Source organism: Thalassovita mediterranea (assembly GCF_001458435.1).
GTDB lineage: Bacteria > Pseudomonadota > Alphaproteobacteria > Rhodobacterales > Rhodobacteraceae > Thalassobius > Thalassobius mediterraneus.
On record NZ_CYSF01000009.1, the window covers coordinates 159505 to 173803 of the forward strand.

At 59.9% G+C, this 14299-nt stretch carries 10 protein-coding genes, 1 tRNA gene and 1 pseudogene; 6 read left to right on the forward strand and 6 right to left on the reverse strand.

The window, feature by feature from the left end:
• Window positions 1-191: 191 nt before the first annotated feature.
• A tRNA-Ile gene (locus tag TM5383_RS10640) sits at window positions 192-267 on the reverse strand.
• A gap of 309 nt (window positions 268-576) precedes the next feature.
• Between TM5383_RS10640 and TM5383_RS10645 the strand changes: the two genes are divergently transcribed.
• The 3 genes and pseudogenes from TM5383_RS10645 to TM5383_RS16980 all read left to right on the forward strand — a co-directional run.
• Window positions 577-2199: a long-chain-fatty-acid--CoA ligase gene (locus tag TM5383_RS10645; protein ID WP_058319018.1), complete on the forward strand. Its 1623-nt coding sequence runs from the start codon at window positions 577-579 to the stop codon at window positions 2197-2199.
• 252 nt (window positions 2200-2451) lie between these two features.
• Window positions 2452-2580 (forward strand): hypothetical protein, encoded by a 129-nt coding sequence (locus tag TM5383_RS17090; protein WP_268807755.1) that lies wholly within the window; start codon window positions 2452-2454, stop codon window positions 2578-2580.
• Window positions 2581-2628: 48 nt separating this feature from the next.
• Window positions 2629-2895, forward strand: a pseudogene (locus TM5383_RS16980) (TfoX/Sxy family protein); the annotation flags it as partial.
• An 87-nt stretch (window positions 2896-2982) separates the two neighbouring features.
• Here TM5383_RS16980 and TM5383_RS16985 read toward each other — a convergent pair.
• The 4 genes from TM5383_RS16985 to TM5383_RS10665 all read right to left on the reverse strand — a co-directional run bounded on the left by TM5383_RS16985 (window position 2983) and on the right by TM5383_RS10665 (window position 6895).
• The gene (locus tag TM5383_RS16985) at window positions 2983-4050 is read right to left on the reverse strand and encodes a winged helix-turn-helix domain-containing protein (protein WP_306345457.1); all 1068 of its coding nucleotides are present in this window, start codon (window positions 4048-4050) and stop codon (window positions 2983-2985) included.
• Window positions 4051-4151: 101 nt separating this feature from the next.
• On the reverse strand, window positions 4152-4904 hold the full coding sequence (locus tag TM5383_RS10655; RefSeq protein ID WP_058319020.1) for an SDR family NAD(P)-dependent oxidoreductase: 753 nt from the start codon (window positions 4902-4904) through the stop codon (window positions 4152-4154).
• 229 nt (window positions 4905-5133) lie between these two features.
• Entirely contained in the window at window positions 5134-5556 is a 423-nt protein-coding gene (ndk, locus tag TM5383_RS10660) for a nucleoside-diphosphate kinase (protein ID WP_058319021.1), read from the reverse strand.
• A 157-nt stretch (window positions 5557-5713) separates the two neighbouring features.
• Window positions 5714-6895: a multidrug effflux MFS transporter gene (locus TM5383_RS10665; protein WP_058319022.1), complete on the reverse strand. Its 1182-nt coding sequence runs from the start codon at window positions 6893-6895 to the stop codon at window positions 5714-5716.
• A gap of 281 nt (window positions 6896-7176) precedes the next feature.
• Between TM5383_RS10665 and TM5383_RS10670 the strand changes: the two genes are divergently transcribed.
• From TM5383_RS10670 to gyrA, 3 genes are all read left to right on the forward strand, one after another.
• On the forward strand, window positions 7177-9030 hold the full coding sequence (locus tag TM5383_RS10670; RefSeq protein WP_058319023.1) for an ABC-F family ATP-binding cassette domain-containing protein: 1854 nt from the start codon (window positions 7177-7179) through the stop codon (window positions 9028-9030).
• A 96-nt stretch (window positions 9031-9126) separates the two neighbouring features.
• Window positions 9127-9756, forward strand: coding sequence for a MarC family protein (locus TM5383_RS10675; RefSeq protein WP_058319024.1), 630 nt, complete (start codon window positions 9127-9129; stop codon window positions 9754-9756).
• Between the two features lie 124 nt (window positions 9757-9880).
• Entirely contained in the window at window positions 9881-12631 is a 2751-nt protein-coding gene (gyrA, locus tag TM5383_RS10680) for a DNA gyrase subunit A (protein WP_058319025.1), read from the forward strand.
• A gap of 192 nt (window positions 12632-12823) precedes the next feature.
• Here the strand turns inward: gyrA and TM5383_RS10685 are convergent, their stop codons facing one another.
• Window positions 12824-14299, reverse strand: a complete 1476-nt coding sequence (locus tag TM5383_RS10685; RefSeq protein ID WP_058319026.1) for a carboxypeptidase M32 — start codon at window positions 14297-14299, stop codon at window positions 12824-12826.

A 14299-nucleotide genomic window follows, 5' to 3' on the forward strand; every position in this document is an offset into this window, starting at 1 on the left:
AGGCGACAGCAGGTAAAACTGCACCGAAAATGCAGGTTCAAAGGTATGGGAATGCCATCTTTTGCAGGGTTTGTCGCCCGCAGCGGTTGCGCGGCGCGCTAAAATGCAAATTTAGGCATTAAATATGATGAAAAACGAATATTTTCGACATACACGAAACCACACCTGATCAGGCACATTACGTGGAAAACTGGTAGGCCCGGAGGGATTTGAACCCCCAACCAAAGCGTTATGAGCGCTCTGCTCTAACCGTTGAGCTACAGGCCCCCAGTGGTCTTTGCTTAGGACGCGGTCGCGCGATGGTCAAGCAGATAGATCGCACACCCTATGCGTTAAATGTGACCCATTCAATTTCGCTCAAAAGGTGGATAGCATCAACAACCCCAGCGATGCGGCGCACTATGTTGCGGCGCAACTTGCGACTTCTACGGCATTGATATTTGCCCCAACAGGCAACACGCGGCAGCGCGGCGGAAATGACGCGGCGTTTTGATCAAAATCAATGGACACCGCACCTCAACTTCTCAACACAGCGGACACGCAAAAAATTACATGTGTGATCTTGAGGAGGATTTCATGTTTGGTTCGATGATGCATCAGCAGCTGACCGTCAGCTCGCAGTTGGCACATGCCGCCCGCTACCACGCAGACACAGAGGTCGTTTCGGTTGAAACCACCGGCGGTGTCGAGCGCACAAACTGGGGTCAGGTAGAACAGAACGCTCGCCAGCTGGCCTCGGCACTGGAAAGCCTGGGGCTGGAAAAAGGCGCCCGCTGTGCCACCATCGCCTGGAACAACCGCCGCCACCTTGAGATCTACTTCGGCGTCGCAGGTGCGGGCATGATCTGCCACACCATCAACCCGCGTCTGTTCCCCGAACAGCTGATCTACATCATCAACCACGCCAAAGATCAGGTCCTGTTTCTGGATGCCACCTTCCTGCCGGTTGCGGCGAAACTGGGTGAGCATCTGAAAACCGTTAAACATGTGGTTCTGATGGGCCCGCGCAACGAAGAGTTTGCCGCGCAGGTTCCAAACCTGAAATTCTACGATGAACTGGTCGCGTCGGGCGATGCGGATTATGTCTGGCCCGAGATCGACGAAAACACGCCGTCGTCGCTGTGCTACACCTCCGGCACCACCGGCAACCCCAAGGGCGTTCTGTATTCGCATCGTTCGACCGTTCTGCACTCGCTGGCGGGCAACCAGCCTGACGGTCTGGCCATCTCGGCGCGTGACACCGTGATGCCCGTTGTGCCGATGTTCCACGTCAACGCATGGGGTGTGCCCTATATCGCCGCCGCCAACGGCTGTAAGCTGGTCATGCCAGGCCCGAACATGGATGGTGCCAGCCTGGCCAATCTGATCGACGACGAAAAGATCACGCTGGCACTGGGTGTTCCAACCATCTGGCTGGGCCTGTTGGCCGCACTGGAAGAAAAGGGGTCGACCGCGCCGTCGCTGGAACGCACCGTGATCGGTGGCTCTGCCTGCCCGCCGTCGATGATCGAAACCTTCCGCGACAAATACGACTGCACCGTGATCCACGCATGGGGCATGACCGAAACCAGCCCGCTAGGGACCGTCAACAACCTGCTGCAGAAACACGATGCCCTCAGCGTCGAGGAGCAGAACAAAATCCGCGAAGGTCAGGGCCGCCCACCGTTCGGCGTCGAGCTGCGTCTGGTCGATGACGAAGGCCACATCCTGCCCCATGATGGCGTCACCCAGGGTGAATTGCAGATCCGCGGCCACTGGATCGTGGAAAACTACTTCATGGTTGAGGAAAGCGCGCTGACCATCGATGGCTGGTTCGACACGGGCGATGTCGCCACTGTGGATCCCGATGGCTACATGATCATCCGCGACCGTTCCAAGGACATCATCAAATCCGGTGGTGAATGGATTTCGACCGTAGAGCTGGAAAACATCGCCGTTGGCCACCCCGCCATCGCCAACGCCGCTGCCATCGCTGCGCGTCATGAGAAATGGGACGAACGCCCGGTCATCATCGCCCTCTTGGCCGAAGGTCAATCGGTGAGCGAAGAAGAACTGCTGGCCTACTACGATGGCAAAATCGCCAAATGGCAAATCCCTGACAAGGTGATCTTTACCGACGCCCTGCCCATCGGCGGCACAGGCAAGGTTTTGAAAAACAAACTGCGTGAACAATACGGTGAGTGCCTGATCGAAGGCTAAATTTTCATCAAAACACACAAACAAAGGCCGGGGGCGCAATCCTCCGGCCTTTTCTTGTCGGTGACTGGACTAACCTTTTGCCCACCCACTCACCCTTTGGGCATTTCGCCTAGGCCTCTGCACGCCTGAATGTCGCCATAGTTTTTGGCTACCTTGAACCTAACGGGATCGCGCCGTCCCGGGTTAGGCCCCTGCAAGGTGAGGCCGCCAAGTTGGTCAGATTGGCGCTCTGTAGCAAGGAAAGGACATTCCATGTCTCAAGATGCTCAAAAACCGCAAAAATCCCCGCATCAACGCGCGGTGGCGACGCCGCAGGAACCGAAACAGGGCAAACGCGGCGCACCGCAGCCTTTTGTCTTCACGGATTTCGCGATGATCTAGGCCACACTGACGGGTGACGCCCCTCGCAGCATGGGTTACAAAAACCGCATGTCCGATCCCGTCAGCACCATTCGCAACCTTGGTCCCAAAAGCGATGCCAGCTTTGCCCGCGCCGGTATTATGAATGCCGACCAGCTGCGCGATCTGGGCGCGGATGAGGCCTACAAACGCCTGCTGCTCAGCGGATCAAAGCCCCACTTCATCGGGTATTACGCTATGGTCATGGGGCTGCAGGGCCGTCCGTGGAACGATTGTCAGGGTGACGAGAAGAAGGCGCTGCGCAAACGCTTTGACACGATCAAGGCCGCGGCTGCCAAGGTACCTGCAACCGCGCCCGCTGGTGAATTGCCACACACAGTCGAAAAAAATCCTGAACGAAATCGGCGTACGTCCCTTGGCAGACTAGGCGCTGGCCGCGTCATAGCGACAGCCCGCCAGTCGCGCAAACCGGCCCAGTTCTGCCTCAAGCCGCGCCTGCCGCCCCCTGCCCCAGCGCACACCGGGCTCAGGCCAGATCTGCCTCAGTGTCAACTGCCCAGCCTTGCGATCTGCGGTCACCTCAACACGGCCGACAAACTGCGTGCCCTCCAGCAGCGGGTAGACATAATACCCATAGCGCCGCTTGGCCGCGGGCACGAACATTTCGACCCGATATTCCATGCCAAACAGCCGTTCAAGTCGGTCGCGGTCCCGAATGGCCGGATCAAACGGGTTGAGGATCCGCATCCGCTGCACCGGCGCGCGCAGCGCTTCGATCCGCGCCTCAATATCCGGTGCGGCCCAGGCCTGCCAACGCTGGCCCGCAGCGCCCTCGACCTCCACCGGCACCAGATCCTGCGCTGCTGCGTCAAGCCATGCCTTGCACTCTGCCGCGCTCATCGCGTCCCAGAATTTCTGAATCTCGCCTGCCGTGGCAAACCCCAGCCGATCCAGTGCGGCGCGACACAGCCAATCTACCTGATCCCCATCCGTCACCTGCCGCTGGCGCAGCGCATCAGGGAAGACACGTTCGGGCAGATTATAATACTTGGTAAAGTTCTGCCGATAACAGGTCGCCAATTCGCCCGCATACCACATGTAATCCAACGCCATCTTATGCGGTTTCTTGGCCCATGCGTGGTCTTTGGATTTGGGACCGGACTGAAACGCATGGGTCGACAGCGCGCCCTCTGCGGCAATGCGCGCCTTGATCTCAGCGCGCGCCTCTTCACCGGGCAGGCCCTTCCACCAGCCCGCTTTGCCCATCTGTTCCGCCTTACGACGGAACTGGCGCTGCCAATAGGGCAGAAACTGCATCGGCAGGACCGAGGCGTCATGGGTGAAGTGTTCAAACACCGCGCGGTCACGCGCCAACAGCGGATCAAACATCGCCTCACGGTAGGACGGATGGCGCGACCACAGGATATGATGATGCGCGCGCGACACCACCTGCACCGTGTCCAGCTGCACAAACCCCAAACGGGTAATCATCTGTGGCAGATCAAGCGGCCCCGTCGGTGGTGCCAACAACAGGTGACTGTCAAGCCACAACTGCCGCGCCACCGCGTTGGGAATATGCAGCCGCGCGCCCATCAATCACGCAGCGCCGGCAGGCCCACACCGGTAGAGTCAAACCCGCCATCTGCGGCGATCACCTGACCGGTCACGTAACTGGCCGCATCACTGCATAGGAATGTAATCACACCAGCAATCTCCGCCTCGCTGCCATAACGGTTGAGGGGGATGGCGTCATGATAGGCCGCAATGATTTCGGGGCTATGCACGGCCATCGCCAGCTTGGTGCGCACCGGCCCGGGACAAACGCAATTGGCGCGAATGCCATATTCGCCCAGCTCTGCCGCCTGCTGTTTGGTCATATGAATAACCGCCGCCTTGGAGGTGCCATAAGCCACCCTGAGCGTGGAGGCCCGCAAGCCCGAGATCGAGCCGATATTCACCACTGCCCCGCGCGTTTCCTTCAGCGCAGGAACCGCCGCCTGCGTACATAGGAACACCCCATCAAGGTTGGTCGCCATCACCCGTTTCCACATGGCGTAATCACAGTCTTCGATCGGACCAAACTCTGCCACACCAGCGTTATTGACCAAAGCGTCCAAACGCCCGAACCGCGCCAGCACCTCGGCAACCATCGCCGTTACAGCCTCTGGATCGCTTACATCACAGACGAACCCTGCCGCCTGCGCGCCCAGATCCGCCGTTGCGGCCGCCAGCTCATCTGCATCCCAGTCGATCAACGCCACCGACCAACCGCTTGCCAAAAACTGCTTCGCCGTCTCCAACCCAATCCCGCGCGCCGCGCCGGTTACCAATGCGACTTTCACCATCGCCCCCTCCTTCAAAACTCCCCAAAGGCTAGCCGCCACAAAACCACAATGAAAGACCGGACAACTCCCCCCTATCTTTCAATGTTCCCAAAATACTCTGGGTGAATGCGGTCAAAATCCCATTTTGAACACAGAGGGCAAAGCCCTACCAGAACGCCGCATAAGAAAAACGCCCGTAACCATCAGGTCACGGGCGTTCTTAATCTCATCAACCGTTAGGGCGGGTGGCTTAGCCTACCAGCTCCAGACCGGAGAAGAAGTATGCGATTTCAACCGCTGCGGTTTCAGCTGCGTCGGAACCGTGAACCGAGTTTTCGCCGATCGACAGAGCGAACTCTTTACGGATGGTGCCTTCGGCAGCTTCGGCAGGGTTGGTTGCGCCCATAACTTCGCGGTTTTTCGCGATGGCGTCTTCGCCTTCCAGAACCTGAACAACGATCGGCTCGGACGCCATGAATTCGCACAGTTCGTCGTAGAAGGGACGCTCAGCGTGCACAGCGTAGAAAACGCCAGCTTGGGCTTTGGTCAGGTGGATGCGCTTTTGTGCAACGATGCGCAGGCCAGCGGCTTCCAGTTTGGCGTTGATGGCGCCGGTCAGGTTGCGTTTGGTTGCGTCGGGTTTGATGATCGAGAAAGTGCGCTGTACAGCCATCGGAGTATCCTCAAAGGTCAAAGACCAGGCACCACGCCCGGCCAATTCAATTCTGGCGCCTGCTAGCACGGGAAATGGCGTTTGAAAAGCCTGTTGATAGGCTTCGCGATCACCTTCTTTGGCGCGCCGTTTCGGAACGCAGGATTTGGCGCTGGCTTTATGGGCGCTCCAGCCGCGGGATAAGCAGCGCGCAGATCAGTGCCAGCGCACCACAGGTGGCCATCGACAGCATCAAGATCGCAGCCCCGTTCTGGCCATCCACGATTGAGGAGACGAGCGGCGTCAGGATCGCGCCGACCACCACCCCCAGCGCGCCAGAGAGGCCAGAGGCAGAGCCCGCCAGATGCGGTGCCACATTCATCACCCCGACATTCGCGCCCGGCAGGGTCAAACCGTTGCCAAATCCCAAAAAGACCGCCCCGACAAAAATCACAAACGGGTTGACCAGTCCTATGGCCAGCACCACCGCTGCGCCCAGACACCCCAGCATCGACACCCAGCGCCCATAGATGATCATCCGCAACACGCCCGTGCGCACCGCCAGACGGGTGTTGATCAGGTTGCCCGCCATGAACCCAACGGCTGTAGCCCCCATCAGCATCCCGACCATCGGGGTCGACAGGCCCAGGATATCCTCGCCAACCAGCGGCGCACCAGCGAGGTAGGCGTAAAACCCACCAAGCGAGAAGACCAGAATGCCGCTATAGGCCCAGAACAACCCCGACCGCAGAACCAGCGGGTATGCCCGGAACTGCGCGGCAAAACTGGCCTGACGGTTGGTGTTGGTTTCTGACAGATCAAACCAGCACAGGATAAACACCCCCAGCCCCGACAGCGCCAACAGACCAAAGACGGATCGCCAGCCAAAGAGGCTATCCAAAATGCCCCCCAACGCGGGTCCCAATAGCGGTGCCAATGCCATCGCCGCGCCGATCTGGGCAATGCGTTTGGCCGCATCTTGGGGGTCATAGACATCGCGCACCACCGCACGGCTCAGGACCATACCCGATACGATCCCGCCCTGCCCCAGTCGAAACAGCAAAAACGTCCAGATGTCGCCTGCCAATGCACAGCCGAGAGAGGCCAGCGTAAACACCGCGACACCCCACAGAACCACCGGACGGCGCCCATAGCGATCAGACAGCGGCCCCATCAGCATCTGCAACACTGCCGAGATCAGCAAAAACCCCGAGATTGACAGCGCCGCCATGGTGAAGCTGACGCCAAAATCTGCCGCGATCCCCCCAAGCGAGGGCAGGAAGATATTCAGCGACATCACCGCAACGGATGTCAGCAGGATCAGCGTCAACAGATGCGGTTTGCGCGCGCCGGCTGTCATTGGTGATCCTTTCAAACGTGCTGCATGCGGGGGGACAGTCACCTTAGATAAGTCGCAGCTGCGCTTTGACCACAAAGATGCACCCGCCTGTGCTACGCCGCCGTTGCACACTCTGCAAGGGTTTTACACCCGTCAGTTGCGCACAATAACTATACGTGATCTAGACACAGGCGCGATTAGGAGTGTGATAAAGAGCGCGGTTTCGCAACCGTCACAGGCTTCGGTCCTATTGGGTGTACCGCAGATTGACTTGCCCGCCTCTCTCTGGCACTCCGCCCTTTATGCTACGGATCCAAGACATCAGCTATTCCATCGAAGGCCGCCCCCTGTTTGAAGGGGCCAGCGCCACCATTCCCACCGGCCACAAGGTCGGCCTGATCGGCCGCAATGGTGCGGGAAAAACCACGTTATTCAAGCTGATACGCGGCGACCTACATTTGGATGGCGGCTCTATCGACCTGCCCTCGCGCGCCCGCATTGGCGGTGTTGCGCAGGAAGTGCCGGGCAATGAGGTGTCGCTGATTGACACGGTTCTGGCCGCCGACACCGAACGCGCCGCCCTGATGGCCGAGGCAGAGAGCGCAACCGATCCCGCCCGCATCGCTGAGGTGCAGACGCGACTGGCCGATATCGACGCCTGGTCGGCAGAGGCGCGCGCCAGCAACATCCTGCGCGGCCTTGGCTTTGATGCCGAAGAACAGCGCATGCCCTGTTCGGCCTTCTCTGGTGGCTGGCGGATGCGCGTGGCGCTGGCGGCGGTGCTGTTTGCCGAACCTGACCTACTGCTGCTGGATGAACCGACCAACTACCTCGACCTCGAAGGTGCGTTGTGGCTGGAAAACTACCTGACGAAATACCCCCACACGGTGCTGATCATCAGCCACGACCGCGATCTGCTGAACCGCGCTGTCGGGTCGATCCTGCACCTGGAGGGGCGGCAGCTGACCTATTACACTGGCCCCTATGACCAATTCGCCGCGCAGCGTGCGGCGCAACGGGCTGTGCAATCGGCAGCGGCGAAGAAGCAAGAGGCGCAGCGTGCGCATTTGCAGAGCTTCGTTGATCGCTTCAAGGCCAAGGCCAGCAAGGCCAAACAGGCGCAAAGCCGTGTGAAGATGCTGGAAAAGATGGAAACCATCCGCGCCCCCGAAGATGCGGCGCGCACCGTCTTTACCTTCCCTGAACCAGAAACCCTGTCACCGCCGATCATTTCCACACAGGATGCCAGCGTCGGCTATGACGGCACGCCTGTGCTGCGGCGGCTGAACCTGCGCATTGATCAGGACGACCGCATCGCGCTGCTGGGTAAAAACGGTCAGGGCAAATCCACGCTGGCCAAACTGCTGTCTGACCGGCTGGAGGTGCTGGAAGGCGGCATCAACCGATCCGGCAAGCTGCGCATCGGCTTCTTTGCCCAGCATCAGGTGGATGAGCTACACGTCGATGAAACCCCGCTGCAGCACCTGCAACGGGAACTGCCCGATCAACACCCCAGCAAACTGCGGGCGAAACTGGCGGGCTTTGGCCTGATGGCGGAACAGGCGGAAACAGAGGTGGGGCGTCTGTCTGGCGGCCAAAAGGCGCGGCTGTCGCTGCTGCTGGCCACCCTGCCCGCGCCGCAGCTGTTGATCCTGGATGAACCGACCAACCACCTAGATATCGAAAGCCGCGAGGCACTGGTAGAGGCGCTCAGCGCCTATGGCGGCGCGGTGGTGCTGGTCAGCCACGATATGCACCTGTTGTCGATGGTCGCGGATCGTTTGTGGCTGGTCAAAGACGGTGCAGTGAAACCCTACGACGAGGATCTGCAGGCCTATCGCCAGATGCTGCTGGCTGCAGATACGCCGCCAAAGGCTGAGAAGCCCAAAGTAGCAGCCCCCAAACGCGCCAGCCGCGATCAGATCCTTGCCCTGCGCGCCGAGGCCCGCAAAGGCGAAGAGCGGATCGAAAAGCTGCAAGCGATGGAAGAAAAGCTGCAGGAACGGCTGGCCGACCCGACGCTGTTTACCGATCGGAAAGACGAAGGCGTCATGCTGCAGAAGAAATACGCCGAGCTGAAGGATGCGGTGGAACGCGCCGAAGAGCTGTGGATGGAGGCGTTGGAACGGCTGGAGGCGGCAGAGGCGCAAGCGTAACACTTGGGGTAGACCGCTAGCGCATTTTGCCTTTGCATCTGCCCCGCCCTTGCGTCATCTTCGCCGAACCCCGCCCAACGGCCTTAGAGGACATCCATGGACAGCGCCTTTTTCATCACCGGTTTTGTCACCCTGTTTGTGATCATGGACCCGATCGGTCTGGCGCCGATCTTTATCGCGCTGACCCACGGCATGCCGCGCGCCAAACGTCGCGCGATTGGCCTGCGCGCCTGCGTGATTGCCGGCACGCTCTTGTCCCTCTTCGCCCTGGGGGGTGAGGCGGTGCTGGGCTTTGTCGGGATTTCCATGCCCGCCTTCCGCATTGCGGGCGGCATCCTGTTGTTCCTGACCGCGCTGGACATGCTATTTCAACGCCGCACCAAACGGCGCGAGGATCAGGCAGAACAGGCCGAAGAGGATGATCATACCGATGACCCCTCGGTCTTCCCCCTGGCCATGCCGCTGATTTCCGGCCCCGGCGCGATTGCCACGGTGATCCTCTTGTCCGGTCAGATCCCAGGCTGGGCCGGTCTGGTGTCGACGCTGACCATCATGTCGCTGGTGCTGATCATCACACTGATCCTGTTCTACAGCGCCGAACTGCTGGAAACCGCATTGGGCAAGACCGGCATCACCGTTGTCACCCGCCTGCTGGGAATGCTGCTGGCGGCGCTGTCGGTGCAGTTTGTGCTGGATGGGCTGAAGGATTTCGGCTTCGTCGGCTAAGGCTGACGACGCCCACAAAACCACACCAATCCGCCACCAAACGACACAAGCATTGCAGGCCACATCCTGCCTCTGCTATAGTCGTGACAACAAAATATAGACCAAGCAAGCGAGTGGCAGACACGTGAGCGATACGCCTCAAACCCCTGAAAACGAAGAAGAAACCCCACGCGAGCGCATGGCGTTTGACGGCCCCAGCGTGTCCATCACCGATGAGATGCGCAATTCCTACCTCGATTACGCGATGAGCGTGATCGTCAGCCGGGCGATTCCCGATCTGCGCGACGGTCTGAAACCGGTTCACCGCCGCATTTTGTATGCGATGCACGAAACCGGAAACACCCACGAAAAAGCCTATCGCAAATCCGCCCGTCCGGTTGGCGACGTGATGGGTAAATACCACCCCCACGGCGACAGCGCGATCTATGACGCGCTGGTGCGGATGGCGCAGGACTTCTCTATGTCGCTGCCGCTGCTGGATGGTCAGGGCAACTTCGGCTCGATGGACGGGGATAACCCGGCGGCGATGCGTTACACTGAGGTGCGGATGGACAAACCCGCCGCCTTCGTGCTGGCCGACATCGAAAAAGAAACCGTTGATTTTCAGGACAACTACGATGGCAAGGACCGTGAACCCACGGTTCTGCCCGCCCGCTTCCCCAACATGCTGGTCAACGGCGCAGGCGGTATTGCGGTGGGTATGGCCACCAACATTCCGCCGCACAATCTGGGTGAAGTGATTGATGCCTGTCAGGCCCTGATCGAAGATCCCGACCTCAGCAGTGAACAGCTGATCCAATATGTGCCCGGCCCCGACTTCCCCACGGGCGGCATCATGCTTGGCCGATCCGGTGCGCGCAAAGCCTACCTAGAAGGCCGCGGCAGCGTCATCACCCGCGCCAAAACCCGTGTCGAGGAGATACGCAAGGACCGCTACGCCATTGTGGTGGATGAGATCCCCTATCAGGTGAACAAATCCTCAATGATCGAAAAGATCGCCGAACAGGTGCGCGAAAAGCGGATTGAGGGCGTCGCCCACGTTCAGGATGAATCCGACCGTAACGGTGTGCGCGTGGTGATCGAGCTGAAGCGTGACGCCACACCCGATGTGGTGTTGAACCAACTGTTCCGCTTCACCCCGATGCAGACCTCTTTCGGCTGTAACATGCTGGCGCTGAACGGCGGCCGCCCCGAACAGCTGACCCTGCGCCGGTTCCTGACCTGCTTCCTTGATTTCCGCGAAGACGTTGTAGCGCGCCGCACCGCCTATGAGCTGCGCAAGGCCCGCGAACGCAGCCACATCCTGTGTGGTCTGGCGGTGGCTGTGTCCAACGTGGATGAGGTGGTGGCAACCATCCGCTCCTCCGCCGACGCATCTGAAGCACGTGAAAAGCTGATGACCCGTCGCTGGCCCGCCCACGACATTGCGGAATACATCCAGCTGATCGACGATCCGACCCACAAGATGAATGAGGACGGAACGTATAATCTGTCCGAAACCCAGGCCCGCGCCATTCTGGAACTGCGCCTGCAGCGTCTGACCCAGATCGGCGTGAAGGAAGTCACGGATGAGCTGCAACAGCTGGCCGAAAAGATCCGCGAATGCCTGGAAATTCTGGCATCCCGCGAACGCATCCTGTCGATCATCAACGCCGAACTGGCTGAGGTGAAAGAACAATTCGCCGTGCCGCGCCGGACCGAGATCGTTGATTGGTCCGGTGACATGGACGACGAAGACCTGATCGAACGTGAAGATATGGTCGTCACCGTCACCTCTGGCGGGTATATCAAACGCACGCCGCTGGCCGATTTCCGCGCCCAGAAACGCGGCGGCAAGGGGCTGTCGGGTATGCAAACCAAGGAAGAGGATGTCGTTACCAACCTCTTCGTGGCGAACACCCATACGCAGCTGTTGTTCTTCACCACCGATGGCATGGCCTACAAGCTGAAGACATGGCGTCTGCCGCTGGGTGGCCGCACCGCCAAGGGCAAGGCGATTGTGAACATCCTGCCGATCCCAACCGGTGTGTCGATTGCCGCGATCATGCCTGTGGATCGGGCCGAGGATGAGTGGAACGACCTGCAGGTGGTTTTCGCCACCTCTGCCGGCACCGTACGTCGCAACCGCCTGTCGGATTTCACCAATGTGAAATCAAACGGCAAGATCGCGATGAAGTTCGAGGATGATCATGCCGACACCCGCCTGATCAACGCCCGCATCTGTTCCGAGGAAGACGATGTGATGCTGGTCACCAACTCGGGCCGTGCGATCCGCTTCCCGACAACTGAGGTGCGCGTGTTCAACTCGCGTGCGTCGGTCGGTGTCCGTGGCATCAAGCTGAACGGCGATGATGAGGTCGTGTCGATGTCGGTGATCCGCCACTTCGACGCCACGTCCGAGGAACGCGCCGCCTACCTGAAAATGCGCCGTGCGGTTGCTGGTCTGACGGACGATGCCGAAGGTGGTGATGAGGATGACGTGCCAGCGGGTGAGCTGTCACAGGAACGCTATGCCGAAATGTCGGCGGTGGAAAACCTGATCCTGACCATCACAGAAGGCGGCGCTGGCAAGCTGAGCTCCAGCCACGACTACCCTGTGCGCGGTCGCGGCGGCCTTGGCGTTGCAGCGATGGACAAGGCGATGCGCGGTGGCGCGCTGGTGGCCTCCTTCCCGGTTGAGATGGACGATCAGGTGATGCTGGCAACCTCCAAGGGTCAATCGATCCGCGTGCCTGTGGATGGCATCTCCTTCCGCTCCCGCTCTGCTGGTGGGGTGCGGGTGTTCAACACTGGCAAGGGTGAAACGGTTGTGTCCGTGGCCCGCGTGGTGGAACAGGACGATGAAGACGGTGCAGAGGGTCAGACAGAGAGCTGATCTGAGCGACATCGCTGAGAGATTGAAGCCGCCCTTCGGGGCGGTTTTTTTTGTGGAACAGTATTCGATTTGTGGTCTAGCGCCGCCCCGTGGGGGCGGAACGGCGCGGCCCAACAGTACCTGTTGGGCGGGACTTCAATACAAAACGGCGCCCCAAAGGGACGCCGCTCCATTCCATACGCTTGCGTAGGTTCAAAGGCCATAGATGCCTTTGAACTTCGCCTCCAGATACTCCAGCAACGGCTCTGCAGACGGCTCCATCCCACTGGCACGCCGCACCACATCACGTGGCGCATACAGCCCACCGTGACGTTGCAGGCTCTCTTTCAGCCAACCGGTTGCCGCCGCAGTGTCCCCCGCGGCCAATTGCGCATCCAGATCCGGCACTGCCTGACGCAGCGCCTGATGCAGGCAACCTGCGTAGACATTGCCCAAGGAATAGGTTGGGAAGTAGCCAAACAGACCCACCGACCAATGCACATCCTGCAAACAGCCGTTCGATGGCTTGTCCACCACATAGCCGAAGTCCGCCTTGAACCGGTCGTTCCACGCGGCCTCCAGATCGTTCACCGACAGATCGCCCAGCATCAACGCGCGTTCCAGATCAAACCGCAGCATGACATGCAGGTTATACTGCACCTCATCCGCCTCGGTCCGAATGTAGCCGTCATTGACGCGGTTAACGGTGCGATAGAACTCTTCCGCGCTGGCAATCCCGAAATCGCCAAACACATCACGCATCTGGCCATAGACCCAACCCGAAAACGCCGCCGAACGGCCCAGCTGGTTTTCATAAATCCGGCTCTGGCTTTCATGCACCCCCATGGACACACCGCCGCCGATGGGCGTTAGCAAATAAGCGTCATCCACGTTCTGTTCATAGCAAGCATGCCCCACCTCATGGATGGTGGAATAGAAGCAGTTGAACGGATCATGATCGCTGGTGCGGGTGGTGATGCGCACATCATGGCCCGAGCCGGAGGAGAACGGATGCACCGCCTTGTCAATGCGACCGTGGTTCAGATCATAGCCAAAGGCCAGCGCCAGCTTTTCGGTCAGCTGCATCTGTTTGTCGGCATCAAAATGGCCGGACAGTTTCTGCGGTGCCTCGGCCGCCAGCGCTGCTTCGCGCAGGGCAACCAGACGGGGGCGCATGGTGTCGAACATCGCGGCCAGCTCTGCGCCGGTCATGTTCTGTTCGTAATCATCCACCATCGCGTCATAGACGTTTCCGCCAGCGGCCAGCGCCTCACCCTCGCGGCGCTTCAGCGCGACGACCTGTTCCAGCACCGGCAGGAAGGCAGCGACGTCTTCGTCCGCGCGCGCCTGTGCCCACTGGCCTTGGGCCCTGCTGGTGACTTTGGCGATCTCTACCGCCAGATCGGCGGGCACCTTGCTGGCACGATCAAAGGCGCGGGAAATTTCGCGCACTTGGGCCTGCCCCACCTCATCCAACGTGGCCGGATCAATCGCCGCCAGCCATTCACCAACCTTTGGGTCGGTGCGGCGTGCATGCAGCATCTTTTCCATCGCGGCCATTTCTTCAGACCGCTGATCGGCAGCACCGCGTGGCATCATGGTTTCCTGATCCCAGCCCAACCGGCCCGCCACTTGGCCAAGCGCCGCCGTGTCACGGGCAAAGCCCATCAGGTTCTCAAATGCACTCAT